General features: G+C 58.3%; 22 protein-coding genes and 2 pseudogenes. 10 read left to right on the forward strand and 14 right to left on the reverse strand.

What is annotated here, in order from left to right:
• From ACR0K4_RS19765 to ACR0K4_RS19790, 6 genes and pseudogenes are all read right to left on the reverse strand, one after another.
• Window positions 1-343: pseudogene (locus ACR0K4_RS19765) on the reverse strand (sugar phosphate isomerase/epimerase); the annotation flags it as partial.
• Window positions 344-405: 62 nt separating this feature from the next.
• Window positions 406-1,530: a substrate-binding domain-containing protein gene (locus tag ACR0K4_RS19770; RefSeq protein WP_480855407.1), complete on the reverse strand. Its 1,125-nt coding sequence runs from the start codon at window positions 1,528-1,530 to the stop codon at window positions 406-408.
• A 33-nt stretch (window positions 1,531-1,563) separates the two neighbouring features.
• Complete coding sequence (locus tag ACR0K4_RS19775) at window positions 1,564-2,517, reverse strand: ABC transporter permease (protein ID WP_480520814.1); 954 nt, start codon at window positions 2,515-2,517, stop codon at window positions 1,564-1,566.
• Window positions 2,514-3,473: an ABC transporter permease gene (locus ACR0K4_RS19780; protein ID WP_480520816.1), complete on the reverse strand. Its 960-nt coding sequence runs from the start codon at window positions 3,471-3,473 to the stop codon at window positions 2,514-2,516. Before ACR0K4_RS19780 ends, ACR0K4_RS19775 begins: the two co-directional genes overlap by 4 nt.
• Complete coding sequence (locus tag ACR0K4_RS19785; protein WP_480855408.1) at window positions 3,470-4,990, reverse strand: sugar ABC transporter ATP-binding protein; 1,521 nt, start codon at window positions 4,988-4,990, stop codon at window positions 3,470-3,472. The genes ACR0K4_RS19780 and ACR0K4_RS19785 overlap by 4 nt, the downstream gene beginning before the upstream one ends.
• On the reverse strand, window positions 4,987-5,835 hold the full coding sequence (locus tag ACR0K4_RS19790; protein ID WP_480855409.1) for a sugar phosphate isomerase/epimerase family protein: 849 nt from the start codon (window positions 5,833-5,835) through the stop codon (window positions 4,987-4,989). Before ACR0K4_RS19790 ends, ACR0K4_RS19785 begins: the two co-directional genes overlap by 4 nt.
• Window positions 5,836-5,945: 110 nt before the next feature.
• Here ACR0K4_RS19790 and ACR0K4_RS19795 point away from each other — a divergent pair, with 110 nt between their 5' ends.
• Window positions 5,946-6,959 carry a LacI family DNA-binding transcriptional regulator gene (locus tag ACR0K4_RS19795; RefSeq protein WP_480855410.1) on the forward strand — a complete coding sequence of 338 codons (1,014 nt, stop codon included), beginning with the start codon at window positions 5,946-5,948 and terminating at the stop codon, window positions 6,957-6,959.
• Window positions 6,960-7,345: 386 nt separating this feature from the next.
• Complete coding sequence (locus ACR0K4_RS19800; protein ID WP_480855411.1) at window positions 7,346-9,166, forward strand: gamma-glutamyltransferase family protein; 1,821 nt, start codon at window positions 7,346-7,348, stop codon at window positions 9,164-9,166.
• Between the two features lie 290 nt (window positions 9,167-9,456).
• Here the strand turns inward: ACR0K4_RS19800 and ACR0K4_RS19805 are convergent, their stop codons facing one another.
• The 6 genes from ACR0K4_RS19805 to ACR0K4_RS19830 form a co-directional block, all read right to left on the reverse strand.
• Window positions 9,457-10,260: an SDR family NAD(P)-dependent oxidoreductase gene (locus ACR0K4_RS19805; RefSeq protein ID WP_480855412.1), complete on the reverse strand. Its 804-nt coding sequence runs from the start codon at window positions 10,258-10,260 to the stop codon at window positions 9,457-9,459.
• Between the two features lie 69 nt (window positions 10,261-10,329).
• Entirely contained in the window at window positions 10,330-11,322 is a 993-nt protein-coding gene (locus tag ACR0K4_RS19810) for a sugar-binding protein (protein WP_480855414.1), read from the reverse strand.
• A 44-nt stretch (window positions 11,323-11,366) separates the two neighbouring features.
• Window positions 11,367-12,389 carry an ABC transporter permease gene (locus ACR0K4_RS19815; RefSeq protein ID WP_480855415.1) on the reverse strand — a complete coding sequence of 341 codons (1,023 nt, stop codon included), beginning with the start codon at window positions 12,387-12,389 and terminating at the stop codon, window positions 11,367-11,369.
• Entirely contained in the window at window positions 12,386-13,126 is a 741-nt protein-coding gene (locus tag ACR0K4_RS19820) for an ATP-binding cassette domain-containing protein (protein ID WP_480855417.1), read from the reverse strand. The genes ACR0K4_RS19815 and ACR0K4_RS19820 overlap by 4 nt, the downstream gene beginning before the upstream one ends.
• The gene (locus ACR0K4_RS19825; protein ID WP_480855418.1) at window positions 13,123-14,160 is read right to left on the reverse strand and encodes a Gfo/Idh/MocA family protein; all 1,038 of its coding nucleotides are present in this window, start codon (window positions 14,158-14,160) and stop codon (window positions 13,123-13,125) included. Before ACR0K4_RS19825 ends, ACR0K4_RS19820 begins: the two co-directional genes overlap by 4 nt.
• Window positions 14,160-14,975 (reverse strand): SDR family oxidoreductase, encoded by an 816-nt coding sequence (locus tag ACR0K4_RS19830; protein WP_480855420.1) that lies wholly within the window; start codon window positions 14,973-14,975, stop codon window positions 14,160-14,162. The genes ACR0K4_RS19825 and ACR0K4_RS19830 overlap by 1 nt, the downstream gene beginning before the upstream one ends.
• A gap of 359 nt (window positions 14,976-15,334) precedes the next feature.
• On the opposite strand from ACR0K4_RS19830, the gene iolG reads away from it, so the two are divergent.
• The 3 genes from iolG (at window position 15,335) to ACR0K4_RS19845 (ending at window position 17,873) form a co-directional block, all read left to right on the forward strand.
• Window positions 15,335-16,363: an inositol 2-dehydrogenase gene (iolG, locus tag ACR0K4_RS19835; RefSeq protein ID WP_480520837.1), complete on the forward strand. Its 1,029-nt coding sequence runs from the start codon at window positions 15,335-15,337 to the stop codon at window positions 16,361-16,363.
• A gap of 103 nt (window positions 16,364-16,466) precedes the next feature.
• On the forward strand, window positions 16,467-17,537 hold the full coding sequence (locus ACR0K4_RS19840) for a Gfo/Idh/MocA family protein (RefSeq protein ID WP_480855464.1): 1,071 nt from the start codon (window positions 16,467-16,469) through the stop codon (window positions 17,535-17,537).
• 9 nt (window positions 17,538-17,546) lie between these two features.
• The gene (locus tag ACR0K4_RS19845) at window positions 17,547-17,873 is read left to right on the forward strand and encodes a hypothetical protein (protein WP_480855422.1); all 327 of its coding nucleotides are present in this window, start codon (window positions 17,547-17,549) and stop codon (window positions 17,871-17,873) included.
• Window positions 17,874-17,881: 8 nt separating this feature from the next.
• Here ACR0K4_RS19845 and ACR0K4_RS19850 read toward each other — a convergent pair.
• A pseudogene (locus ACR0K4_RS19850) lies at window positions 17,882-18,075 on the reverse strand (DDE-type integrase/transposase/recombinase); the annotation flags it as partial.
• Window positions 18,076-18,647: 572 nt separating this feature from the next.
• On the opposite strand from ACR0K4_RS19850, the gene ACR0K4_RS19855 reads away from it, so the two are divergent.
• Window positions 18,648-19,022: a phosphate-starvation-inducible PsiE family protein gene (locus ACR0K4_RS19855; RefSeq protein WP_480855424.1), complete on the forward strand. Its 375-nt coding sequence runs from the start codon at window positions 18,648-18,650 to the stop codon at window positions 19,020-19,022.
• Between the two features lie 207 nt (window positions 19,023-19,229).
• Here the strand turns inward: ACR0K4_RS19855 and ACR0K4_RS19860 are convergent, their stop codons facing one another.
• Complete coding sequence (locus ACR0K4_RS19860; protein ID WP_480855425.1) at window positions 19,230-21,167, reverse strand: DUF3604 domain-containing protein; 1,938 nt, start codon at window positions 21,165-21,167, stop codon at window positions 19,230-19,232.
• 320 nt (window positions 21,168-21,487) lie between these two features.
• On the opposite strand from ACR0K4_RS19860, the gene ACR0K4_RS19865 reads away from it, so the two are divergent.
• From ACR0K4_RS19865 to ACR0K4_RS19880, 4 genes are all read left to right on the forward strand, one after another.
• Entirely contained in the window at window positions 21,488-23,017 is a 1,530-nt protein-coding gene (locus tag ACR0K4_RS19865) for a DUF3604 domain-containing protein (protein ID WP_480855426.1), read from the forward strand.
• A 60-nt stretch (window positions 23,018-23,077) separates the two neighbouring features.
• On the forward strand, window positions 23,078-23,923 hold the full coding sequence (locus ACR0K4_RS19870) for a peptidyl-prolyl cis-trans isomerase (protein WP_480855427.1): 846 nt from the start codon (window positions 23,078-23,080) through the stop codon (window positions 23,921-23,923).
• The gene (locus ACR0K4_RS19875) at window positions 23,920-24,921 is read left to right on the forward strand and encodes a HupE/UreJ family protein (protein WP_480855428.1); all 1,002 of its coding nucleotides are present in this window, start codon (window positions 23,920-23,922) and stop codon (window positions 24,919-24,921) included. The genes ACR0K4_RS19870 and ACR0K4_RS19875 overlap by 4 nt, the downstream gene beginning before the upstream one ends.
• A gap of 174 nt (window positions 24,922-25,095) precedes the next feature.
• A complete protein-coding gene (locus ACR0K4_RS19880) occupies window positions 25,096-26,103 on the forward strand; it encodes a hypothetical protein (protein WP_480855429.1) in 1,008 nt (335 codons plus the stop codon).
• Window positions 26,104-26,161 lie beyond the last annotated feature (58 nt).

The following is a 26,161-nucleotide window of genomic DNA, read 5'->3' on the forward strand; positions in this document are numbered from 1 at the left end:
CCTGCCGCGCCTTCGGATTGCCGTGGACGGTGTCTGGCGCAAAAGCATCAAAGGCCAGATCGTAAGCGGGATGAACGGCGACCAGCTGGCCTTGCAGATGAGTCGACAGCTCACTGACTTCAACGCCTGCCTCGCGGCAGGTGCCCACGATCTCATCGCAATAGGTCTGGCTGTCTGCGGCTTTGTCCAGATCGAACAAGCGCCCATCGAACGTCGGGATCTGCACCGCCTTATACCCCAGACCCGCAGCCCATTCCGCAATCGAGCCCAGCGAATTGAACGGAGCCGCATCATCCGCAAACTGAGCCAAAAACAGCCCCGGTCCCTTGATCGCACCCGGCATATCAGCCTCCCTTGAAAATCCAGTTTGTCAGGCCCCGACCGGGGCCTGACGGGTTCCGGCGATTACTTGCCGCCCCAGCGCTCGGGGTAACCCGGCATATCTTCGCAGCCGCAACCCGCATAGTGCAGCGACGGCATCGAGGGGTTCACGAAATCGGCCAGATTGTCGTTGGTGATCGCCGGCTGCGGCAGGTTCCATTCCGGTCCGGGGATCGCCTCACCATCCAGAATTTTCAGAGCCGCCAGAATCGGCGTGCGCCACTGATAGGTCGGGTAGGTCGGCGCGATGGTGTTCATGCCGATCTCCTGCCATTTCTGCAGAAAATCCTGCTGGTCTTCGCCGGTGACAATCGGCACGTCCAGCCCCATATCCTCGAACGCCTCAATCGCCGCGACCGAGGTTGCGCCTGCGTCCATCCAGACCGCGCCCAGCTGGTTGCCGCGCTGAATGTAATCCTCGACAATCGCTTTGGTCTTGGCGCGGTCGCCATCGGTGAATTCAGCACCGACGATGTTCAGACCGGCCTCTTCCAGAATACGCTTGGCGGCCGAGTAGCGGGTTTCCAGAACGTCCACGCCGGGCAGGATGCGCAGCATCAGCACGTCCGAGCCTTCGGGCGCATTGGCGGCGATGAACTCACCGGACTGGATGCCAAAGCCATAGCCACCGACCGGCTTGATGAACGTAACCGGGCAATCGGTGTTCACGCCCCGGTCAAACACGATCACGGGCAGTTGCTCACAGGCCTTTTCCACAGCGGGGGTCAGGGCTGCGGTCGTGTTGGGAGACACGATCAGGGCGTCACAGGTGCCACCGGCCAGAAGGTCTTCGATATCGGCGATCTGCTTGTCGTCCGAGCCTTCGGCATCGGTCACCACGAACTCGGCGATGCTGTCATGTTGTTCGACCTCGGCCTGCATGGTGTTCCAGCCGACCACGCGCCACGGGTTATTCACGCCTGCGTTCGAGAAGCAGATCGTATGGGGACCGTCTTTCTTGAAGCCCGAGGTATCGGCCATCACGTCGCCATAGTGCTGCAGCCACGGGGTCGCCGCATCACCATTGGCGGCTCCGCCCAGCATGTCCTTTTGCTTGGCAAACTCGACCGGGTCATCGAAATTCTGCGCCTGTGCGGGCAGAGCGACCATAAGCGCAGTCAGCGCGGTTGCTGTCATTATCTTCATCATTCTTGTTTCCTCCTCTGTATAGTTAATGGGCGCCTATCCCCCGGATCGGCGTCGTCGGTATCCGGCGATCACCACCGCCGAGATCAAAATCAGTCCCTGCACCACGTCGCGGATGGGTTTGGGAAAGCCCAGAATGTTGAGCAGCGTGAACATCGCCTGAAGCACCAGTGCGCCCGCAATGGTGGCCCCCACGGTGCCGCGCCCGCCCAGCAATTGCGCCCCGCCGATGACGGCGGCTGTGATGGCCTGAAGCTCAAGCCCTACGCCCACATCGGTAGAGACGCCCGCAAAACCGCCCAGCAAGATCCCGGCGATGACGGCCGAGACCGACGACATGACAAAGGCGACAATCCGCGTTTCCGTGAGTGGGACTCCGGCCAGCAATGCGGCTTTGGGATTGTCGCCCATGGCGATCAGGCGCTTGCCGTAATTGGTGCGGTGCATCAGCCACCACATCGCGGCACAGACCACGACCATCACGATCACCGCAACGGGCAGGATTTTGATCAGCGGCAGGTCCTTGATCAGATAGCGTCCGAAGAACCGGAAGTTCTCGGGCAGATATCCACGCGGCGCTCCGCCCGACCATGCCAAGGCAATCCCGCTGAGCGTGATCATCATCCCCAGCGTGGCAATGATCGACGGCACCTTGAGCCACGACACCACCAACGCGTTCACCGTCCCCACGATCACGCCAGCGCCAAGCATAACGAGGATCACCCACCACGTCGCGCTGGCTTCGCCATCCAGCAGGATCGAACTGCCGATCACCGTCAACGTCACCAAAGCCCCCGCCGACAGGTCGAACCCGCCCGAGTTGATGACGTAAAGTTGCCCCACCGCCAGAATCGCAATCGGCGCGGCGCGCTTGAGAAAGTTCATGTACCCGGTCGGTTGCAGGAAATAGGGAGACAGGATCGCGATTGCCACAAACAGCAGCGCCAGCACCAGAAAGACCGGGTTGATCTGCTTCAGCCGTGCCATCATGCCTCGATCCTCCGGCTGCGGGCGGCGTAGACGGCGACTGCGGCCACGATGATGACCCCGCGCAGGATTTGTTTGGCAAAGGCATCGACGCCCGCGATGTTGAAGATCGAGTCGATCAGCGAAAAGATCATGACCCCCATCAGCGTGCCCCAGACCCCTCCGCGTCCGCCGGACAGGGCGGTGCCACCGATGACCACCACAGCGATGGACTCCAGATCATAAACCCCGTCCCGCCCGATCCACGGCGCGCCCGAGCGCAAGCGGCTGGCCAGATACAGACCCGCAATGGTGGCGCAGACCGAACAGATCACATGCGCCATGATGACCACGCGAGTGGTGCGCATTCCGGCCAGCTTGGCCGCATCTGGGTTGCCACCGACCGAATAAATATTCGACCCCTCGCGGGTGAACCGCAGGAACACCCAAGCAGCCACGGTCAATGCGATTAGGAAAATCAGACTTATCGAGACACCGCCGACCTGCCCATAGGCAAAGACCTGAAACTCCTCGGGCACCTCTCCGGCGAAATTGTTGAACGTGGCGCTCAGCAGCCCTTGCAGGATCAGCGCCATACCAAGGGTCGCGATCAGCGGGTTGACCTCGAACTGGGTGATCACCAGCCCGTTGATCAGGCCAACCACAACACCCACCGCCAGAACGGCGGCAACCGCAGGCAGCATCATCGCTGGATCGCCCGACATGATCGACGAAGCCAGCACCGCCGAGACCGAAATCAGGTTGGCCACGCTCAGGTCAATCGAGGCGATGAGAATGGCGAAGGTCTGCCCGATCGCCGTGATCCCCAACGCGATGGACCGCCCCAACAGGCTGAGCAGGTTTTCTGCGGTCAAATACTGAGTCTGTCCGGTTGTAACAGCGATACCCACATATACCGCCAGTGCCGCAAGCAGCAGCAGGAACGGGGCCAGCGCAGCAAAGTTACGGGGCCGTCTCATGCGCCCTCCAACTCAAGGTGAGCTTCGGTGGCGGCGTGCATCACCTCGGCCTCGCTGGCACCATGGCCGAATTCGGCAACGATCTTGCCGTCGCTCATCACCAGCACCCGGTCCGAGATTCCCAGCACCTCGGGCAGATCGGACGAGATCGCCATCACCGCCGCTCCCTCTTGCGCCAGTTTGCGCATCTGAGCGTAGATCCCGGCCTTGGTATTGACGTCGATGCCGCGGGTGGGTTCGACAAAAATCAGCACCTTCGGGGCCAGCGACAGCCAGCGCGCAACGATGGCCTTTTGCTGGTTCCCCCCGGACAGAGACTGAATCTCGACCTCATAATTGGCAGCGCGCAGATCGAAGGCATCGAACAACTCATCCATCTGTTCCAGCGACGCAATCGGCGTTTTGTTCGGCGCACCCAACGCACCGGAAAACGCCCGCGCCGAGATCATGCCGTTGTCGCGCACCGATTGCATCAGCATCAGCCCCTCGGCCTTGCGGTCACCGGGCAGCATTGCGATCCCGGCCTTGGCCGCGTTGCGCGGATTGGTCAGGGTGACCGGTTTGCCCTCAACCGTCACCGCGCCCGTTTCAAATGGTTCCGCACCGAACAGAGCCAGCGCCAGCGCCGTGCGGCCCGCACCCTGTACTCCGGCAAACCCGGTGATCTGACCGGCGCGCAGGTCCAGATCAATGTCGAACAGGCGATCATTGCCGCCGCCACGCACGGTCAGAACAGCCTCGCCAACGTCATCCGTTGTCGCGGGTTCAGGGTAGAAATGGCCGATGTCACGCCCGACCATCGCCTCGACGATCTGGCCGGTTTCGGGGACGTGGTCGAACGCCGCTGCGACCTTGCCGTCCTTGATGACGGTGACCCGGTCGGCCAAACGACGGATTTCGCGCATCCGGTGGGTGATATAAACAATCGAGCGCCCCTGCCCACGCAGATCATCGACCAGTTGGAACAGCAGGTCACATTCCGTGTCGTTCAGAGCAGCTGTCGGTTCATCCATGACGATGACCTGCGCGTTCAGTGACAGCGCCTTGGCGATCTCGACCATCTGCTGTTGTGCGACGTCCAGATCGCTGACCTGTGTGTCCGGGCCGAACCGATGCCGATCCCCGAACAGCGCCAGCACGTCCTGCGTTTCGCACCGCATTCTGTCGGTATCCAGCAACCCCCATTGACGGGTGGGTTCACGACCCAGAAAGATATTCTGCGCCACCGTTCGGTCGGGCAGCAGCGAAAACTCCTGATAGATCACGCTTACCCCTTGGGCGAGCGACTCCAGCGGGTGTTGAAACCGCACCTTCTGACCACGCAGAAAGATGTCGCCCTCTTCCGCCTGATAGACGCCGGACAGTACTTTCATCAGCGTGGACTTGCCCGCGCCGTTTTCCCCGACCAGCGCATGAACCTCGCCCGAACGCGCCGAGAAACTGACCGCGTCCAGCGCCTTGATCCCCGGAAAAACCTTGGTGATCCCCTTCATCTCAAAGATGACGTCACTGCTCATGCCTGCGCCCACGTTTTGCGGATGAATTCGGCGCTGTCGCGGAATAGCTGCGGGTGATCTTCGAACATCGGGCGCCAGATGCGGGTCGCGGCGGCCAGTTCGGGAACGCCCGCACCAAAGGCCTCCATCACGACCCAGCCGTCAAACCCTGTTTTCTTCACGGCGGAAAAGATCGTGCCAAAGTCGATCTGCCCCGTCCCGGGCGTGCCGCGGTCATTTTCCGAGATGTGCAGCACATTGATCCGGCCTGAGAGCGCGGCAATCGCCTGCGCCTGGTCCTTTTCTTCGATATGCGCGTGAAATGTGTCGTACATGATCCCGAAAGCGGGATGATCAACCAGTTCGCAATATTGCGCTGCCTGCTGGGTGGTATTCAGGAAATGAGTTTCAAACCGGTTTAAAGGTTCCAGCGCCAGACGCATTCCCCGCTCCGCCGCATTTTCAGCCATCCGGTGATGCGCCTCTGCCCCGCGCTGCCATTCATCAGCGGTTGGCCCACTGCCAGTGAAATGCCCGATTGGCGCGTGAAAAGGCCCGCCAATGGTTTGGGCCCCCAGCGCTGTCGCGCAGTCCAGTATCCAGCCCAGATGGGCAACACCACCCGCCCGGATATCCGGGTCGGCGCTGGTGGGGTCCGCGCCAGGATCGGGGATAATCGCCGTGCAGGTCCGTTCCAGCCCCAGCTTATCCAGTTCGGACCCCAGCCAGGCATAGTGATCAGCGGACCCCTCAAGGACTGGAATCTCAACTCCGTCATACCCTGCCTCGACAGCGAGCTGGCAAAACTCCAACTGCGCCTTGTCGATCAACCCACCGACGCAGAGCAAGTTCACACCCAGCTTCATGTCCCCTCCCAGGAAGTTCTGAAGTATTGCCGATACGAATCTATGTAATCGATTTCATTGTCCATGTAAACCATTACATTTTCCGATTTTTGCTGCTATAGGTCGTCGGCATGACAAGAAATTCGAACAAGAGGCCCACGGTTCGGGACGTTGCAAGGGTGGCCGGAGTCTCAACCGCCACAGTAAGCCGGGCGCTGCAATCGCCTGATATCGTTTCCAAAAAGACGCGCGACGCGGTGTTCACGGCGGTCTCGGAAACTGGTTACAGCGTCAATACCGCCGCGCAGATGCTGCGGCGCAACCGGTCGGGTACGGTGCTGGTCATCCTGCCGGATATTTCCAACCCTTTCTTTTCCAAAATCCTGTCCGGCATCGAAGAAGTTGCAACCCGCGCCAATCTGACGATCCTGATCGGCAACACCAACGGGAACGACGCACGCTATGCGAAGATCTTGGAAAACCTGCGCAACGGGCGCGCGGACGGGGCCTTGATCCTGAACGGAACCGCCCCCCCGGAAGGGATGCTGCCAGAGGATACTCCGGTCGTCTCAATCTCGGAACGTCTGGAGGACGCAGGTTACGCGCATGTCGGGACCGACAACCGGAAAGCGGCGTTCGATGCAACGCAATATCTACTTGCGCAAGGGCATCGTAGGATCGCGCATGTCACCGGACCCGAAGGCAACGCGCTGACCAATGACCGGCGCGCCGGGTATGTTCAGGCGATGACAGAAGCCGGTCTGACGGATCACATCCGCTTCAGTCCCGGCGGCTTTACCTACGGCGATGGAGAGCGAGCAGCGGATCACCTGGTCGCACAGTATCCGGATACCACCGCTGCGTTCTGCGCAAACGATGAATCCGCCATGGGCGTTATCCGGGGCCTTCAAAAACAGGGATACTCAGTCCCTGAACAGATATCCGTCATGGGTTTTGACGACGTACCGTTTTCTCGCATTTTCCAGCCCGATTTAACAACGGTGCATCAGGCGCGAAACCTGATAGGCCAACGCGCGATGGGTATCCTGTTGGAGCTTTTGGACAAAAGCCCCCCGCCCGCTGGCCCGGTGTTTCTGGATCATAGGATCGTGACACGAAGCAGCGTTGCCGAACCACCTCGGTAAGGACTTGTCGCGAGAACCAGACCGGACAGTCGTGTTTCCGGGCGCTGCTGGTCAGTGCAATCATCTCCTCTGCAGGTCGCCGAGCCGATCTCTTGCGGGCCCTGTCGCCTGACACTGCGGCAGCGCAAAGCATGGATCATAAGGCGAACTTATAGTGAGCTCTGGTATCAAAATAAGATTTCGAACCGACCGAAGGATATTTAGTTCTATGGGTATCAGATTCGCAAAGGAGGCTTATTCGGTCCGTGCGTCTGAACTCAAATTTCTAATGAATGGACCACCACGCCCGACATCACCGTGACCGAAAGAAACAGCTCTGTGTCCGCTGTCGTGCTGGGAAGGAACCGTCGTCTAATTTCATTGTACCAAAAGGAAGGAACAGAGTAATGCCGTCCTGTAAAACAACTTTTGCCACAGGTGCCTTCTGCGCCGTGATCGGTGCGGGCGCTGCCAGTGCCAGCGCCTGTGTGAACAACTCTGACCCAACCCGTGCCGCGTCAGTCGAAGGTCAGGATTTCATGGTCGCCGCTGCCAGCCCGGCGGCGGTGCAGGCCGGGTGCGATGTATTGAAAAACGGCGGCACGGCGATTGATGCCGCAGTGGCGGTGCAGGCGGCCTTGTCGGTGGTCGAGCCCCAGGGTTCTGGCATCGCGGGCGGGGCCATTGTGATGTATTTCGACAAAAGCTCCGGGACGGTGCGATATTTCGAGGGTCTTTCAAAAGGTGCCGAAGCCGCGACCGCAGGGCTGCGCACCCCATTTGACGATGAGATAGCGCAGTGCGGCACGGATGAGTTCAACTCGCACGTTGAAGTGACCGGGCGGGCCTTTGGGGTGCCCGGGGCGCTGAAAGTGCTGGATCAGGTGCATCAGATCTATGGCAAGACCCCTTGGGCCGACCTGTTTGAGAGTGGCATCGAACTGGCCGAAAACGGCTTTGCCATGCCCGCCTACATGAATACGACATTGGGAGAGAAAACACGGGGCCTGTCCCGGTGCGACTATCCCGATCTGGCCGCCCGGTATTGCGTTGACGGGGCACCGATCCCCGCAGGCACCACCATCACGAACCCTGAAATCGCTGAGGTGATGCGAGAAGTCGCAGCCGGAGGTGTCGAGGCGTTCTACGATCCCGACGGAACCATCGCCCCGGCCATCTTGGACCGCGTCACTTCGGATATCTGCCGCCCCGAACACACGGACGAAGGGTCGGCGATTATCTCCAGCCGTCTGACCGGCGCCGATTTCGCCAACTACCAGTCGGTGGAACGCACACCGATCTGCAAGGAAGCGTTCGGACACACGATCTGTTCCGCTGCGCCGCCCTCTTTCGGCGGTGTCGCCCTGCACGAAATGATAGGCTTGATTTCGCGCGGTGGCATCGAACAGATGACCTTCGGCGATCTCGACTACACCCACCTGATGCTTGAGGCCAGCCGCCTGACGCAATTCGACCGGCGCGAAAACATTGGTGATCCGGATTTCAACCCCGGCGTCGAACAGGCGGCGGCCAGATTGTTGACGGATGAGTATCTTGACACCCGCTTCAAGGACTATTCCCCGACCGAGGCCAATACGACGATTGTGCCCGGGTTCGAGGCCACACCGGCCGAGGATTTCACCAGCCACGTCGCAATTGTAGATCAGTATGGCAATGCCGTGTCCATGACGACAACGAACAACACAACGTTCGGGTCGCAGATGGTGGCCCGTGGGATCAGCCTAAACAACGTGGTTTCAAATTTCAGCCGGCCAAAGTCGATCTCGGCGGGTCAGCTCGTAAACCAGATGGAGCCGGGGAAAAAGCCGCGCACCTCGATCACGCCCACAATCGTACTGGATGAGAATGGTGCGTTGAAACTTGTCGTTGGAGCGGCGGGGGGCGGCCCGATCCCGGATTACACTCTGAAGGTGATTCTGGGCGTTGTTCTGGATGACCTGAACGCACAGGAGGCAATCAACCGCCCCAATATCTCGGGTCAGGGGATTACCAGCCAGTGCAATGATGAAGGCATCGCCCAACCCCGCGCCGAAATCGAGGACGACACAGCCCTGGCCGACCTGCTGGCTGGGCTGGAAGGCGACCTGAACCACAATTGTGCGCGCGCCAGAGCGCTGCGGAGCGGGCTCGCCGCGATTTCGATCCGGGATCAGAAACTCTTTGGAGGAGCCGACCCGCGCCGGGACGGAATTGCGATGGGCCAGTAGCGAGCGGCGCATTCGCCGCGATTCTGCCATTGTCGCATATGGATGGAGAGAGTCGACGACTCTCTCCGTATTTCGTGGTCGAAAACCTGGTCGGGATTTTGTTCAGGGGCGCATGGTATCCAAGCAGCGTTACTCTGCTCGAGACCTTCTTTTGAGTTTACCGTCGTGTTTTTTACGGGGATCTGTTGCGCAGTTTCTTACTGAACGAAGAATTGTTACCGACCCCGCAGCTTATGCCATCAGTTCTGTAAATTGACGAAAGGGATAGATTCCGGATGTGAGTCCAATTTCTACTGTGTCTTGAATTTCTCTGACCACTCGGGATGCCAACGCGAAAGTGGGGGCCGGTTTTCGATAATGTCGCCAGCGGCCCAGGCCATACGCATGGCGTCCATCTCCTCGGTGACTTCATTGTCCGGGCAAACGATATAGAAATCGCCTTTGTCCAGGCGGGGTAACATGTAGTCGACTAGCTGCTCGGGGCTCCACCCGCCCGGGTTTGGCTTATGAGGCCCGGTGATGGTGAAACCCGGTACGAGCAGATGGGCTGAAATCTGACAGCCTTCTGTGTTGCGCAAGCTGTGCTCAAGCTGTTCGGTGTATGTTTTCAGAGCTGACTTTGTCACGTTGTAGATGACGTTGCCCGGTGGGTTGGTGATGCCCTGCTTTGAACCGGTATTCAGGATGATGCCGGGACGTCCTTGTTCCAACATTCGGGGCAAAAACGCGCGTTCGGCATAAACGGACGCCCAAAAGTTGATCTCCATCGTGCGATGCCAGGCCTCCAGAGTGTCCTCGCCACCCCCTGCCACCCGATCTGCTGCGTTGTTCATCAGCAGATCGACCCGGCCAAGTTCATCAAAGCAGCGATCGGAAAGCGCCCTCATGGCGTCCGTATCCGAGACATCCATAGCCTGACATAGCGACGGGCCTTCGAGCGTCGCCGCCGCTGCCTCAAGCCGCTGGCTATCAAGATCGACCAGAGCAATTCGCATCCCACGTTTTGACAAGGCTTGGGCGGTCGCCAACCCAATTCCCGATGCTGCGCCGGTAATTACGGCGACCGCGCCGTCACCCAATGCTTCATGCTGCATTTTAATACCCCGGAAAAGAATGAGCGGCGCAAGGGACCTCGCGCCGCTGGTTGTTATGGATGCGTTTACTTAGTTCACGCAGGTGTCCACGTTGGTATTGTCGCAAACGTCCAGACCTGTGTAGATCGGGTCTTCGACCGACTTGCCTTCAACGATATCCTTCAGGATGAACATAGACTTGTAGCCCATCTCGAAAGGACGCTGGCCGACAAGACCATTGCCCAGACCGTCTTTGGTCTGCTCAAGCTGCATCGGCAGAGTGTCGGCGACCACGATTGTCAGATCACCAGCATCCATTTTCGCTTTGTAAGGCTCAGTCGCCGAACGATAGGCGTTATCGAACCACTGGGTGAAGGCACCTGTCGACAGGAAGGCGGTCAGGTCGCTGTTGGCGGCCAGAACATCCGACATACCCTGTACGGCGACATTGCCATCGTCGTTGGTGATAAGCGGGCAGCCGGAAACCTCTGTCCAGCCGCCTTCACCTGACAGCGCGGTGCCCGGAGGTGTCCCGGTATCTGCACCGGCCAGCGTGTCGCGTGCCCCTTTCAGGCGCTCGTTATGGTTAGCCGCAGCCGCACCACCCGTCTGCAGGCAGATTGTGCCGCCATCGGGGTGACGGGCCTGCACCAGTTTCGCAAGGTTGACGCCGATGTCGTAGTTATTGGTTCCGACATAGGTTGTTCGAAGGCCAGCGTCTTCAGGCAGCAGGTCCGAGTCCCAGGTGATAACCGGAATACCCGCAGCTTCCGCGTCTTTCAGAACCTTGCCCATTGCCGGTGCGTTCGACGGCGCCACGGCGATCCCGTCCACGCCTTTGGTGATCAAGTCCTGAACGATCTGAATTTGCTCAAGCTCAGTGTGCTCACCCGGTCCGATATATTCGCAGGTCACGCCGTCCAACTCTTCCTGCGCCTTGAAGCATCCGTCACGGGCCAGGTCAAAGAACGGGTTGTTCATCGCCTTCGGGACCAACGCGAAGGTTTTGGCATGGCCGTCCGCCATCACGGCAAACGGGGCCAGGATGGCTGTCACAGCCGTAGCGATCAGAATTCTCTTCATGGTTTTCCTCCCAATGGTTTGTGAAGAGTAAAAGTTGAAGGTTCTTATTTGCCTCCTCGATTTCGTATCTGCTCAAGAAGCACTGCGAGTATAAGGAACAGGCCCACGAAAAACTGCTGCCAGAGCGCGGGGATACCCGCGAGGATCAGCGAGTTGCGGATCAGCTCAATCAAAGCTGCGCCGATGGGTGCGCCAAGTGCGAATACGACGCCCCCCATCAGATTGGCACCGCCAATCACCGTCGCTGCGATCACCGTCAGTTCCCAGGTAAAGCCCATGGCATTGGTCACAGAACCCGTGTAGCCGACAAACAGGAACGCCGAGAGGCCCGCCGTCAGAGAACACACGACATAGACCGAAACCAGCATCCGCTCGACCGGAATACCAGCGAGCTTTGCGGCATGGGCGTTGCCGCCAATGGCGATGACCCAGCGGCCCCATGTCGAATAGCGCCAGACCCACCAGAACACAGCCGTCAGAACAACAAGAACCCAGACGACATTTGGGATGCCAAGAATACTTCCGCCACCGATCCATTCGAACAGATCCTGGTCTGGTCCGAAGTCCCAGATCATCTGGTTGTTTGAGACAACACGCGCCAGCGAGACGACAATCGACAACATACCCAAAGTGACGACGAAGGGCGGCATCCGCAGGTAAGCCACAAAGATACCGTTGACCAGACCAACAAGCGCGGCGACTGCCATACAGCCCAGAAACCCAAGCCCGATCCCATACCCGGCCTGCATGATCAGCCCTGTCACAATTCCGGACAGGCCCACAAGCGAGCCGACGCTGAGATCAATTCCGGCGGTACAGATCACAGCCGACATACCCAGTGCCATGATGCCGAAAAAGGCCATGTTTCTGGTAATGTTGAAGATATTCCGCTCGGTCATGAAGGCATCCGAGACAAAGGTCATGACACCGGCCAACGCGATCAGAGCGAGCAACACCCAGAACGGCTGGGTCCGAATGATCGCGCCAAAACCCGAAACCTCCTGGCGCAGCGTGATACTTTCATCAATGGCGGCGTGATCTGTCTGCTTTTCTGTTGTGTCGGTCATGCTGCTTCAATCGCCCCGATGATAAGCCCGGTGACTTCTTCCGGAGTGGTTTCGCTGATGGATTTGTCCGCAACCTTCGACCCACGGCGCAAAACCGCAACGCGATCGCAAACCTCGAATACGTCCGGCATGCGATGCGAGACGAGTATCACGGCGTGCCCCGTCTCTTTGAGCCGATGAATAAGGGCCAGCACTTCTTTCACCTGACGAACCGAGATTGCGGCTGTCGGTTCATCCATCAGAACAAGTTTCGGGTCGCTCAACCGCGTCCGTGCGATGGCAACGGCCTGCCTTTGCCCGCCGGACATCTGCCGTACCAGATCGCGTGGCCGCGTTTCGGACTTTAATTCGCCGAACAACTCGCCTGCCTTTCGGTACATCGACGCATAGTCGAGCATGGAAAAAGGGCCGACTTTCTTCCTCAATTCGCGGCCCAGAAACACATTCGCGGCAGCCGTGAGATTGTCGCATAGCGCCAGGTCCTGATAGACGATTTCAATGCCGGCTTCCCGCGCGTCGATGGGCTTTGTGAATTCAACACCTCGGCCTTCGATATTGATGGACCCGGATGTCGGTGGGAAGTTCCCTGCGATGATCTTCATCAACGTTGACTTTCCGGCGCCATTGTCCCCCATCAAACCGACGGCTTCACCGGGCGAGATTGCAAGATCCACGCCTTGCAATGCATGGATCGCACCAAAGCTTTTGGTGATGTTTTTGAGCTCCAAAAGGCTCATTTCGCTGCCCCCTCCCACGTCGTTTCGGCACCTTGGCAAGTATAGAGCGCCGGCCTCTCGGCTGTGTCGACCTTAGCACGCACCCCTGAAGTTAACGCAAGTACGCCTGCTTCGGCTGCGATCGTTGCACAGTAGCCATCCCATGCGTTTGCCGCATTGGGGTCCGGTTCTTCGGCTTTGATGCTTTGTATCCAGGCCTTGTTCTGGCGCCGATACGCGTCTGCAAAGCGCGGGCGCCAGTCTTCTGCAAAGCGCTCAGCGGATTGAAGGCCAAGATTGTTTTTTGCGAAAACAGGCGTGCCGAGGTCTACCGAGCCTTTTTCCCCGACCAGTTCGCCCCGAACGTCATAGCCATAGGCCGCATTGTTGTTGACCTCGATATTCACAAGCTGCCCGGTTGTTGTCTCAAGCACCATGAAAACCGGTGCAATTGAATCGTCACTTGCCCCCTGAAAAGCCGAGATGGCGGCGTATTCGGCCCCAAGGACGAACCGGGCGATATCGAACTCATGCGGGGCAGAATTGGAAATGGCCATCTGACCGGTAAACCACTCGGGCGCTTCAACGTTGCGATGAAAATTATGCATCATCACTGCGCGCCCGAGCGTCCCGCTATCATATGCCACCTTCATCTCTCGGTATGCCGAATCGAAACGGCGCATGAAACCGGTCTGGGTGAGCTGTTTTCCAAGCCTGGTCTCGGCCTCGATGATCCGCAGACAGTCCTTGGACGATGGTGCCAACGGTTTCTCGCATAGCACAGGCTTGCCCGCCTCAATCGCCGCGAGTGTCAGGTCGCAATGTGTCTCGTCAGGGCTGGCGATCAGCACGGCATCCACATCCGACCGGACGATTGTCGCCATCGGGTCGGTCATGATGTCACCTGCTCCGCAAGCTTCACCAATCGCGCGGGCACGGTCTTTGCTGGCATCACAGATAACGCGCAGTTCTGCGCCTGGCACATCCTCAGCTATGATCCGGGCGTGATCCGCCCCCATGACACCTGCGCCAATAATGCCCACCCGAACGCCCATTACGGCGTCAACTTCTCTGCCGGTCCCGGCGCTTGACCGTCATAACCGCCCCAGACCGATTGATCGTAGTGAACGACCGAGCCGGTCATCATTCCTGCATCATCTGACGCAAGGAACAGCACTGCGCGCGCGACTTCTGCCGGGTCAAGAAGGCGGCCAAAGGGAAGACCGGCATTCGCTTTCACTTCCCAATCCGGGTCGCCGGATTCCTCAAGCTGCAACTGTCTTTCGTGATCGGAAGCCATCCAGCCAATGTCGAGTTGATTGACGTGAATACGGTTGCGCATCAACGCGTAACCCGCATTTCTGGTCAAGGTCGACAAAGCGGCCTTCGACGCGCAATACGGCGCGATGAACGGCTGCCCGGCCCGTGACGACGTCGAGCCAATGTTGACGATCCGCCCGCCTTTTCCGTCCTTTTCAAGCTGTTTGACCGTCTCCTGCATCAGGAAGAACGGGGCGCGCGTATTCACCGCGAACATCTGATCGAAGAGTTCGGGAGAGGTGTTCAAAAGATTGCCCCGGTCTGTCAGGCCCGCAGCGTTCACCAAAATGTCGAGCGTACCGAACCTGGCTACTGCCGCTGGGATGATCCTGAGGACATCTTCAATTCTGCCAAGGTCCGCCGCAATCATTTTGACCGGCACACCGGTAGCGTTTGCGATTTCGGCAGCTTTGGCACCACCTTTTTCTACGTCACGTCCGACAATTCCGATCCCTTCAGCGCCTGCTTCGGCAAAAAGACGGGCAATGGCAGCCCCCAAGCCCTGCGTGCCGCCTGTGACAACCGCGATTTTCCCGTCGATCCGGTTCATGCTGCCATCACTTCATTCCCAGCCGCGTGCATAGTGGGAAAAGTGTCCACCCTAATCGGGCTCCAAATGCAGATGTCAGCGGCGATGCCAATAACATTTTTCGTATCAGGCGTTCACACCCAAGCCATTGCCATTGTTTGTTTGCTGGAACCGTTGCAATCCTGGCCACGTGCGCGAAATCCTTCGGTGTTTTCGCCGAACTGCGCATAAAGGCATCGCTCCATCGGCCGCGTCTCCAAGAGGCGCACGTTTTGACTGCCATGTTGTCCTCCCAAGTACTAGTCGCGGCACTTTGAAGCGATTGTTGACAGTGAAACAGTCATGCAACGATCATTGCAAGAGAATTCTGGGAGGACAAATTGCCGAAAATATCCGTCCTTGGCTGCGGTCGAATTGGACGTATGCATGCCGACAATATCGCTGCTCATACCCGTGCCGATTTGGCGGGCGTGTTCGATGTTCATGGACCGTCTGCGGAAGAGGTCGCTCAAAAACACGGTGTCCAGAACTTTGGGTCCGCCGAAGAATCCATCGTCTCTGACGGGGTTGACGCGGTCTTGATTGCGACACCGACAGCGACACATGTCGATCTGCTGGAAGCTTGCGTGAAGGCCGGGAAGCCCGTCCTTTGCGAGAAGCCAATCGACTTGTCTTTGGCCAGAGTCGACGCGTTGAAAACCCGAATCGCTGGCACAGATATTCCGATCATGTTGGGCTTTGTTCGCCGCTTTGATCCCGGCCACGCGGCAGCCCAAATGGCAGCAGTGAACGGCGAAATCGGAGAGCTTCATCAAGTCATCATCACCTCGCGCGATCCGGGCATGGCACCGGATGGATACATCGAAACCTCCGGTGGCATCTTCCGCGATATGACGATTCATGACCTTGATCTGGCCAGGTTTATGCTGGGCGAGGACGTGACCGAAGTGCAGGCGACAGGTTCTCGACTGGTAAACCCGGCGCTCATGCAGAAATGCGATGACTACGACACGGTTGTCGTCACGTTGAAAACGGCCTCGGGCAAGCAAGCCATCATAACCAATTCTCGTGAAGCTGTTTACGGCTACGACCAGCGGGTCGAGCTATTCGGCTCGAAGGGGATGGTCATCTCGGAAAATCGCCGAGAAAACCTGATGACAAAGCATGTGGCGGACGCAACTGGAATATCCGCACCCCTTCAGCACTTCTTCATCGAACGGTATGGCGAAGCGTTTAACGCCGAGATTGGCTTCTTTGTCGATGCGATTGAAAACGGAACCCCTGTTCCTGTCGGCTTCGAAGACGGACGCCTGGCGCTTTTGTTGGCGGACGCGTGCCTGATGTCGATCGCAGAAGGCCGAACGATCAAAACAAGTGAATTAGACCAATCGCCTCGGTCCGAGCCATGATCGCCGGAAATCTACCTGAGGGGCGCAGGTTTTGGGAATTACAGATCAAAGATATTCACCTGCCGCTGCACGGCGGAACACGGAAAGCGGAAGGAGACCTGGTATGACTGTTCGGTACGCGGTTGTAGGGGCCGGCTGGATATCGCAAATCGCCTTTCTGCCTGGCACCGCTCAGGCCGAGAACTCCGAGGTGACGGCCCTGGTTACAGGAAACCCGGAAGGCGCCAGAAGGCTGGCTGACTTCTATGGAATAAAACACATCTACAGCTATGAGCAATACGACCAAATGCTTTCGGATAATGTTGCCGACGCCGTTTACATTGCGCTGCCAAATTCGATGCATGCCAACTATACCATCCGAGCCGCCCGGGCAGGAAAACACATTCTGGTCGAGAAACCGTTGGCAGTAAGCGTCGCAGAATGTGAAGCCATGGTTTCAGCCGCGCAGGATGCCGGTGTCTTCCTCATGACGGCGTACCGGCTGCACAATGAACCTGGGAACCTGCACGCTCTCAAGCTGATTAAGGACGGTGCCATTGGTGACCCGCGCGCCTTTAGTTCGCTGTTTTCGATCATGGTCGGCCCAGACAACCATCGACTTCTGGCGTCGCATTGGGGCGGCCCTCTTCAAGACATAGGAGTTTACTGCTTGAACGCCGTGCGCCATGTCTTCGAATGTGAACCGACGCAGGTTTCGGCGATCAGAAACGCCGTGGACGATCCCCGGTTTAGCCAGGTCGAAGAAAGTATTGGCGTCACGCTCATGTTTCCAAAGGGTCGCATGGGACAGTTCATTGCCAACTTCGCCTCTGAGCCACTCGATATGTTCCGGGTCGCGGGCACTGAAGGTGAGATCGCTGTGGAAAACGCCTTCGATTTCCAAACGCCAACCACTGTACGCCTTGCACGCGCGGGTGAAGTGACCGAACACCGGTTTCCCCAGACGGATCAGTTTGCAGGTCAAACGGCATATTTCTCGGACTGTATTCTCGAAAACATGGCACCGGAGTCAGACGGAGAAGAAGGTTTGGCTGACGTTGCCATATTGCGGGCGATCGAAGCGTCCGCCCAATCCGGCGCTCCGCAACCTATTGACTTGAAACCCAGGCCCCGTCGTCCCACGCCCGACATGGTCCGCATGTACAACCCAGCAACAAGACGCCTTATGCTTTGAGAGCAATCGATGTCCCGAAAAGCCGAAACTTGGCAGTCATCTACGCGCTCCGCGCCCACGGATTTCGAGACACTTGTCCGATTGATCCACGCACGTTTTGACCGCATGAGCAAGTCGCATCGGCAAATCTATCTTACCCAGAACCCCAATGAAATCGCAGTGCATTCGGTGAACGCGATTGCTGAGCGCTGCGGAATTCACGCATTACGTTTCGCAAGGTTTGCGCAATCACTGGAATATGGCGGCGTCAAAGGGCTGTGTTGCGAATTTCTTCGAAGGCTGCCTGGATGGGGTTCTGTTGCGAAGTTTCAGTTTGAAGAAGAGAAAGCGCTGTAGCAGCAGATTTAAGAGGCAAGTTCCGCGAACTGGCGAAACGGACAGAGTCCGGGCGTGAATTGACCTTTGCGGATCATGTGCGCCACTTCAATTCCGTCCAACGTTGCCGCTGCTGATGCGAAGGCTTTGAACCCCAGCATCGGACGGATCGTCTTTTGATGAAACGGTGGTCTTGTTGCACAATGTTGTTCAAGTATTTCCGCCTGCCCATTTCAATTGGAACTGGGCAACCAAAGCCTTTCAACATCTTGATTATGCCTTGATACCAGACGCGTTAGCTTCGCTTTTGTCGATGACAATCTATCTCGGAAGGCCGCTGAAAACATGTCGGCGCGCGCGACAAGACCGTGTTCCGCCTTCAGCGCCTCTGCCAACTCCGGCATGGTGACGTCCGGTTCCGCCTCGATGCGCGACCTGAGCCAACCTGAACGCTGTCGAGCTTGCTGCGTCGAGGGCGCCCATGCGGGGCCGCCATCACCCCGCCAGTTCGTTTCTTACGGTGTACGATCCGCGCCGCGTTCGAAGCCGATATCCGCAAGCACCGCGCGGCTTGATGGCATGAAAAGCCTTCTTCGACCAGCGCAACAACTCGCTCGTCAATGTCCAGCGACAGTGATTTACTCAGGATCCACTTCCGAACATGGCGAAGCAATACCGGCTCGACCCTGACTGCTGGCGGATCAATGGAAAGGCGAAGCGATCCGGCACGACCATGGACCGGATAAAGGCCGTTAAATCATAGTCCTACAACAGATCATATACTGGGCTGTTCGGTTGTTGGCGATAATGATGGTTGTTGTGATCCTCATGAGCGTCGTCGATGCCGCCTGGACGCTCTATCGGCGCAGGATTGATGAGCCAAGGTTCGTTATGACCATCTCAGACATTCTGACCACATTCGGCGCGTTCATGGCAGTTTTGATCGCCATCGAGAATTTCATAAATAGCGCGGTCTACCTGCAGAAAGACGTTATCGATGTGAAAATCGTGGTTGCAACGGCACTTATGGCTGTGGCGCGCAAAGTCATCATCCTGGACCAATTCACTGGATTTGTTCGGACTGGCTGCGCTCCTCCTTTTGGCCAGCGTTGCGTATTGGCTCGTGCACAAGACGCCTGCTTTCAGCGTGCAACCCGAAAGCCATGGTGATAAAGTGGATGACTGGCGTGATGACGTCGACGACAATGATACCCTTGGCGACAACGCCTCCTTGCCTGAACCGGCGCATTTATCCGACCGACACTTGCCTTTTAACGGGTCCGCGGTGTTTCCGCCACCTTCGGCAGAGTTTTGCCGCGTCGGCTTTTGGCTGGTCGTCCGGGATACAGCCCGGGGGCCGGGGCCGCGTTCTGCCTGCTATTCGGGTGTGTACCAGATGGGTGAGGTATAGGCCCGTTCCTGATGGCTGCGCGGAATACCCGGCGCTGTCATCTCAAAGCCGAACCGCGCCTCGTCATAGGCTTGCCAGGTCGGGGTCGGGATTTCAAGAACGCGGGCGTAATAAACCGCGGGCAAAGCGGGGTCGAAATCGGGATCAATCCACACGGCCGGCAGTTCCGGCGCGCCGATTGTGTTGGTCCAGGTGGCTCTGTCCTCATCCACCGTATTTCCCACCGGTTCGCGGGTGCGACCATCCGCGCCGATCTCGCGATCATCCGAGACTGCAACGTCATATATCCTTTCCTGCCGCTCACCATTGGCATCGACCCAGCCCTTGATGATCTGAATACGGTCCAGATTGCCCGACCACGCGTCTTTCAAGGCACCTACCATAAAGACTGGGGCCTGCGCGCCATCGGGGGTTGCAGGCAGATCACCGCCCATCGGAACGCCTTTCCTGTATCCGATCTCGACCGCGTCAAGGCGGAACACCTCATTGGAAGCATAGTCCCAGCCGCCAAGGAAACGCACGGTGATGCGGGTGCCGGTGGTGGCATAAACCTCTTTGGCCTCCATCGCGTCAAAGATCGCCTCGCGCGTGTTTTCCCGCGCCCACACACCAGCAAGGCCCGAGGCGAGGGTTTCATACTCAAAGGTCGACAGAGAGTCATCCTCGCCACACGCCCGAACGACATAGTGCATCCAGCGGTCGATACTAGGCTCACCTGCGGCGGTCTTGCCGAAATAGTTCTCATCCCGCGTGGTCGCGACCGATGTGTGGCTGTCCGAGGCACCGATCTGGCCCATGCGGAACGGATTCACGCCGAGTTCCTGTTCCTGCTGCAACCCGATCTGCAAGGCCGACCGAGTGTATTCAAAGGGCAGCATATCCGGCGTCTTGGGCTCGACCCCGGCGATGTCGGCCTTGTCCCAAGTGCCGTAATCGGCGTACTCGTCATCCGGAGACAACATCGGATGCGCTTCGCTATCTCCCTTGATCTGCGTTGTTTTGATCAGCGGCTCCCACCGCATACGCACCTCGGCGTAGTCGGCATCGATGGGCTCACCGTTCTGACGCGTCAGCGAGAACATGTGACCGTTCGAAAGGTTGCCGTTATGCGGAATGGCCAACACATTGCCGCCGGTTGTATCCTCGTAATCCTGCATATAGGCCCACAGATCCTCGACATCGGGGCTGTTGAAGGCTGAAAACGGCAAAACCTGCTTTACCTCGTCCGCGCCGTCGCGAAAGATCACCACCCGGTGGATGTTGCCGGGATCATCAAACGTGCCGATTTGTGTCCATTCAAACCCGATCAGGGCGATGAAGGTGCCCGGATCGTAATATTGCTCGGCATAGGCGATCTGCCGGTCCCATGCGGTGCGGTCGATAGTGGGGTCGCCGATGATATCGACGTCTTCGGCCACCCCGTCCTCACCCCACAGCGCATAGGCGTCCAGGGTGCGGCCGTCTTGCAGCAGATCATACAGCCGCCGTCCGTATTCGGTTTCCAGCAAGGCCCGGTTCCCCTCGGCCAGCATGGGGGCAATGCCAAGGTTTTCGGCATGATCGGCCACCACACGAAAATCCAGCGGCCGGATCGCCCGGACTTTTTGGCCGGTTGACGTGGTCACGACCTCGCCGCGCGCAAAGCGATAAGCGTCATCCGGGCCAATCGTTGTGCCGAACAATCCTGCATCCGCAGACAGGCTGGTGTGAAGGTGCGTATCGCCCCACAGCAGGTTTTCCGCAAACCCGCCGCCGCGCGCGTTTCGCTCCACATAGGGCGAATAGTCGGGAGCCAGTGCGGTCAGATCGTCAGAGGACGGGTTGATGTCAAGTATCTGAGCCTGAACGGAAGACGCTACGGCAAAAACCGACGCGGTGACGAAGAGTGCGGTCAGGATACGCAATGATCTGCCCTCTCAGTGATGTTCAAAGAAAAGTCGATAATTCGAATATAATGATATGTTATCAACCGAACTTTGTATGGAGCAATGAGACACCGCGTCCGAATATCTGTTTCAATGCTGCTTCAGAAAGACCTGGCAACTGGCGCAGGACATGCCGTTTCAAAATTCCAGACCCACATTATTTCGGGGGCTTGCTACAATCAGACATATTGTTACCGCCAGATGTGGTCTGCTTAAACCTTTATGCATTATGATATGTTAACGCATCTGAAAAACTGCCAGCCTTTTACTTAAACCAACCGTCAATTGCGGAGATTGTCATGCGTCCCCTGTATGCCCTGAATACTGCCCTGCTTGTCCTCGTGGCGTCATCCGCGGCAGCGCAACATGCCGTGCAGGTTCCGCCCGAAAGCGCCGGGTATTCGCCCTATCTGGAACTGGACTTTCCCAACCAGGTTCTGTTCGGCGACACCCACCTGCACACTGCCTATTCGGCGGATGCCGGGCTTGTTCTTGCCACCCTGTCACCTGATGACGCCTATCGCTTTGCCAAAGGGCAGGCCGTGACATCGTCGCTTGGAATACCGGCGCGACTGCAAAGGCCGCTCGACTGGCTGGTGGTCACAGATCACGCCGAGAATCTGGGCCTGCCGGTGGCGCTGACCTCGGGCGATCCGGTGATGCAAGCCAACGAATGGAGTCGCTCCATCGCCGAAGCCTTCGCGCCCGGTACAATCGATGCGCTGCGCGAAGCCTATGGCATCTGGTTCAACCAAGTGAACGAGCCCGGCGCGCCGGACCTCATGGCCGATACCGGTCTGGTCGAAAACTATTGGGCCAAAACAACCGAAGCTGCCGAGCGTCATTATCAGCCCGGCGCGTTCACCACTTTCATCGGTTTTGAATGGACCAGTTCCCCCACCGGCAACAACCTGCACCGCAACGTCATTTTCCGAGACGGCAAGGACAAGGCCGATCAGGTGGTACCGCTGTCCGCTTATGACACCGAAGACCCTGAAAAGCTGTGGGATTGGCTGCAGGCCTATGAGGATTTGACCGGCGGGCAGGTTCTGGCGCTGGCGCATAACGGCAACCTGTCCAACGGCCTGATGTTCGACGATGTCACCTTATCAGGCGACCCGCTCAGCGCTGATTATGCCCTACGCCGCCAAAGGTGGGAGCCGATCTACGAAGTCACTCAGATCAAAGGCGATGGCGAGGCGCATCCGCTGTTGTCGCCCGACGATGAATTTGCCGATTTCGAAACCTGGGACAAAGGCAGTTTCGGCACCCAGCTCAAGACGCCCGAGATGCTGCCCCTCGAATATGCGCGCGAGGCCCTGAAACGCGGTTTGGGATATGAGCGCGAACTGGGAGAAAACCCGTTCAAATTCGGCATGCTGGGGTCGACCGACAGTCACACCGGCCTGTCTACAGCGTCCGAAGACAACTTCTTCGGCAAGGTCTCGGCGCTGGAGCCCACCAACGACCCGCTGCGCATGGAAAAGGCGATAACCGGGGCGCGCGAGGCGATCTTTGACTTAGCCTGCGCCGGTGATCGCGGCGTAACAACCGTCCATCGCTGCGATGCCGAGATAGGAAATACGGTCGATCCGGACACCGCCACTTATGCCAACTCAATCGGCGCACCGGTTCTGGAGGCGCATTGGACAAACCCGGATTTCGACCCGGACCAAAGCGCGTTCTACTATGTGCGGGTGATCGAAATCCCGACACCGCGCTGGACCACAATTGACGCAAAGGTGTTTGGCGTCGAGGTGCCGCCCGACATTCCGGTTTCTGTACAGGATCGCGCCTATACCTCGCCGATCTGGTACACACCGGGTTAACCCGTCACCGGGCGGACACCTGCATATCCGCCCGCGATTTCACTTACAGCGTGGTCTGGCATGTCCCTTTTCAAAGAACCCCTGTTTCACTTCTTCCTTCTGGGTCTGGCGATATTTGGCTGGTTCAGCTACCTGAACCCGTCGTCGGTTGCGCCGGAACGCGACGACCAGATCATTATCGACGCGCAGGATATCGACCGGCTGATCGGCCAGTTCCGCTCCACATGGCAGCGCCTGCCCACGCAGGAAGAACTGACCGCCCTGCAAGACGCGCTCCTGCGGCAAGAGGTTCTGGTTCGTGAGGCCCGCGCCCTCGGGCTGGATCGCGGCGACAGCATCGTGCGCAACCGGCTGGCCCAGAAAATGGAGTTCCTGACCCTGTCTCTGGCGCAGGCGGCAGAGCCGGATGACGCCATCCTGCAAGGATATCTGAATGAACACAGCGACCGGTTCATGCAACCCGGGCGCGTTGCTTTTCAGCAGATCGGACTGGGCCCCGAACAGGAACCCGCAAAAACCGCCGATATACTTGCGGCTGTGAAAGGCGGCGCAGACCCGGCACAATTCGCCGCCACCCGCTTGTTGCCGACGGCCCTGCCGCTCAGCACCGAACAACAGGTCGACGCGCAGTTGGGACGTGGGTTTTATGCCCGGTTGAATAATTTGCCCGAGGGCGAGTGGTTTGGCCCCATCCCTTCGGGTTTCGGCTTTCACCTTGTCCGGATCGAGGCGCGCGAACCCGCTTTGCTGCCCGCGTATGAGGATATCCGCGAAGAGGTTCTGTTCGACTGGCGGCGCAGCCTGACATCCGACCTGTCCGAGGCACAGTTTGACGCGCTGAAGGCCGAATACGACATCATCACACCCTCAGCCGAAGAAATTGCCGAAAGGCTGGAGCAACAATGAAGCGCCTCCTGCTGGTCCTCTTGCTGATCCTACCAGGCAGCCCCGCCCTGACACACGCGCTAGAGCCCGGTTTCGCCGATATCCGCCAGTTGACGCCAGACACATGGCAGGTGTTCTGGCGCAAGCCCGATGTCGTGGGCCGTCCGATGGCAATCGAGTTGCAACTCCCGTCAAACTGCACGCCCATGACCGGGCCAGAGCCCGCCTTTGACGGGTCCGCCTGGATATCCGCCTGGGTCTCGAGCTGTCCCGAAGGTCTGGCGGGTGGGCGGGTGGTCGCGGATGGCCTGTCTGCTCAGCGCACGGATGTCCTGTTGCGCATCCAGAGATTGTCAGGGCAGACCGAAACGACCCGGCTGACACCCGATCAACCCGGGCACCTGGTGCCTGCGCAAGCCAGCACTTTGGGCATCTTCAGCGGCTATCTGGGCTTGGGTTTCGAACATATCCTCGAAGGCTGGGATCACCTGCTTTTTGTGTTCGCGCTGCTGGTGCTGATCCGGGATGTCTGGCGTCTGGTCGGCGCGATCACCGCGTTTACAGTGGCGCATTCCATCACGTTGGCGCTGGCGGCTCTGGGGCATATCTCGGTCCCCGGCCCGCCGGTTGAGGCAATCATCGCTCTGTCCATCGTGTTCCTGGCTGTCGAAGCGCTGAAAACGCATGAAGGCACCGAACGCCTGTCTGAACGCTTTCCCTGGCTGATTGCCTTTGCCTTTGGTCTGCTGCACGGGTTGGGCTTTGCCGGTGCCCTGCGCGAGATCGGGTTGCCGGAACAGGACCTGATCACCGCGCTTCTGGCCTTCAATCTGGGTGTCGAAGCCGGGCAGCTTGCCTTTGTCGGCGTGGTTCTGCTGATTGCGCTCTGCCTGCGTTTTGCTCTCCCACGTTGGGCTGCGCAATGGCGCACACCCCGAAATATTACCGCCACCGGCATCAGTTACGGTATCGGTTCAGTTGCAACCTTCTGGTTTGTCGAAAGGATCATGTCTTTCTGATACACATGACGCAGAAACCGAACGGGTTTCCGTCTCACCAAACTGCGTTCAGGCCGTGTTATCATAGCCAGCAAGCCCGGTATTCGCAGCTCAACCCAGCCGGTATTTTCGGCTGTTCCGACTGCGGGAAAATACGCATGGGGTCTTTGCGAAAGAGATAAAAGGAGGGATGAAATGATACGCGCTCGAAAAATCTGCATATTGGTCTCCGCAGCCATCGTCTTTTGCCCCGTTCTTGCGAATGCTTGCGGTTTTCACAGGGTCGAGCCTCGCAGCAGTGTGGTATCAGCGCTTGTAGAAAGCAAAGCCGTCGTGCTGGCCATTGCCGATCCCGACGACCCATTCCGGTATCGCCCGATTGATACAATTCGAGGGGATGATGGTGGCGTGGCCATTCCCTTTTTGATCGATAGTTCGACGCGCCGGAAACTTGCGCTTAACACCAGCGACAGAGTTTTGTTCGCACTGGAGAAGACGACGGGCCAGTGGTCCAAACTCTCTTATATCGACGACGCAAGAGCCGAGGTTTTTGACGAAATCTTCAAGAATCTGAACCATTGGGAAAACCACAACGCAGATCGGTTCGGGTACTTCGCCTCGCTGCTTGTCCATGATGACCGGTGGGTCCGAACCCTTGCCCTGAGCGAGCTTGACCAGGCCCCCTATGCCGTTCTGCAATCCCTTGACGTTCAACCTGATACCGCGAAATTGATCGCGGATATCGCGCATCCCGGCGCCTATGGGCTTGAGGCCATCAGCGTCCTGCTCCTTGGGCTGAGCGGGGACGAAGAGGCGCGCCGGTATCTTTATCAGAACCTGAAACGCGCGCTCGCCCGACGTCAGGACAAGATAATCGGTGCCTACGTGACTGCAATCCTTGAAAGGGACAGCGCGCAGGGGTTGGCGGCGCTGGACAGGGCGATTTCAACCGACGCCCGTTTGAGTGAAAAGTCGCGCGACGCAATTGCTCTTGCCCTGGTTATGCAGCGCTTGCACGGACCCTCCGAGACACGAAGGATAACAGCCAGATATGCAAGGGACCTGATACAACGCGATGCGGGTTTTGAGGCCGCCTTTTCCCGAACACTCAAACCCGTACTGGCGAAGTCTCAGGCGTCAACGCGTCGCGGCATAAACGCTAAATCAAGCATACCAACCCCGAAGGCGGGGCGATATCAGTGACCGGTTTTCAAGACCGTAAGAACCGCGGTCAACCGATTGACCCTTTTAATCAAGTTCC

This window comes from Ruegeria sp. K11 (assembly GCF_056531905.1).

Bases quoted from the DNA above. Each gene is read 5' to 3' on its own strand.
- ACR0K4_RS19770 (WP_480855407.1), bottom strand. From the start codon at position 1,530: ATGATGAAGATAATGACAGCAACCGCGCTGACTGCGCTTATGGTCGCT.
- ACR0K4_RS19775 (WP_480520814.1), bottom strand. From the start codon at position 2,517: ATGATGGCACGGCTGAAGCAGATCAACCCGGTCTTTCTGGTGCTGGCG.
- ACR0K4_RS19780 (WP_480520816.1), bottom strand. From the start codon at position 3,473: ATGAGACGGCCCCGTAACTTTGCTGCGCTGGCCCCGTTCCTGCTGCTG.
- ACR0K4_RS19785 (WP_480855408.1), bottom strand. From the start codon at position 4,990: ATGAGCAGTGACGTCATCTTTGAGATGAAGGGGATCACCAAGGTTTTT.
- ACR0K4_RS19790 (WP_480855409.1), bottom strand. From the start codon at position 5,835: ATGAAGCTGGGTGTGAACTTGCTCTGCGTCGGTGGGTTGATCGACAAG.
- ACR0K4_RS19795 (WP_480855410.1), top strand. From the start codon at position 5,946: ATGACAAGAAATTCGAACAAGAGGCCCACGGTTCGGGACGTTGCAAGG.
- ACR0K4_RS19800 (WP_480855411.1), top strand. From the start codon at position 7,346: ATGCCGTCCTGTAAAACAACTTTTGCCACAGGTGCCTTCTGCGCCGTG.
- ACR0K4_RS19805 (WP_480855412.1), bottom strand. From the start codon at position 10,260: ATGCAGCATGAAGCATTGGGTGACGGCGCGGTCGCCGTAATTACCGGC.
- ACR0K4_RS19810 (WP_480855414.1), bottom strand. From the start codon at position 11,322: ATGAAGAGAATTCTGATCGCTACGGCTGTGACAGCCATCCTGGCCCCG.
- ACR0K4_RS19815 (WP_480855415.1), bottom strand. From the start codon at position 12,389: ATGACCGACACAACAGAAAAGCAGACAGATCACGCCGCCATTGATGAA.
- ACR0K4_RS19820 (WP_480855417.1), bottom strand. From the start codon at position 13,126: ATGAGCCTTTTGGAGCTCAAAAACATCACCAAAAGCTTTGGTGCGATC.
- ACR0K4_RS19825 (WP_480855418.1), bottom strand. From the start codon at position 14,160: ATGGGCGTTCGGGTGGGCATTATTGGCGCAGGTGTCATGGGGGCGGAT.
- ACR0K4_RS19830 (WP_480855420.1), bottom strand. From the start codon at position 14,975: ATGAACCGGATCGACGGGAAAATCGCGGTTGTCACAGGCGGCACGCAG.
- ACR0K4_RS19840 (WP_480855464.1), top strand. From the start codon at position 16,467: ATGACTGTTCGGTACGCGGTTGTAGGGGCCGGCTGGATATCGCAAATC.
- ACR0K4_RS19845 (WP_480855422.1), top strand. From the start codon at position 17,547: ATGTCCCGAAAAGCCGAAACTTGGCAGTCATCTACGCGCTCCGCGCCC.
- ACR0K4_RS19865 (WP_480855426.1), top strand. From the start codon at position 21,488: ATGCGTCCCCTGTATGCCCTGAATACTGCCCTGCTTGTCCTCGTGGCG.
- ACR0K4_RS19870 (WP_480855427.1), top strand. From the start codon at position 23,078: ATGTCCCTTTTCAAAGAACCCCTGTTTCACTTCTTCCTTCTGGGTCTG.
- ACR0K4_RS19875 (WP_480855428.1), top strand. From the start codon at position 23,920: ATGAAGCGCCTCCTGCTGGTCCTCTTGCTGATCCTACCAGGCAGCCCC.
- ACR0K4_RS19880 (WP_480855429.1), top strand. From the start codon at position 25,096: ATGATACGCGCTCGAAAAATCTGCATATTGGTCTCCGCAGCCATCGTC.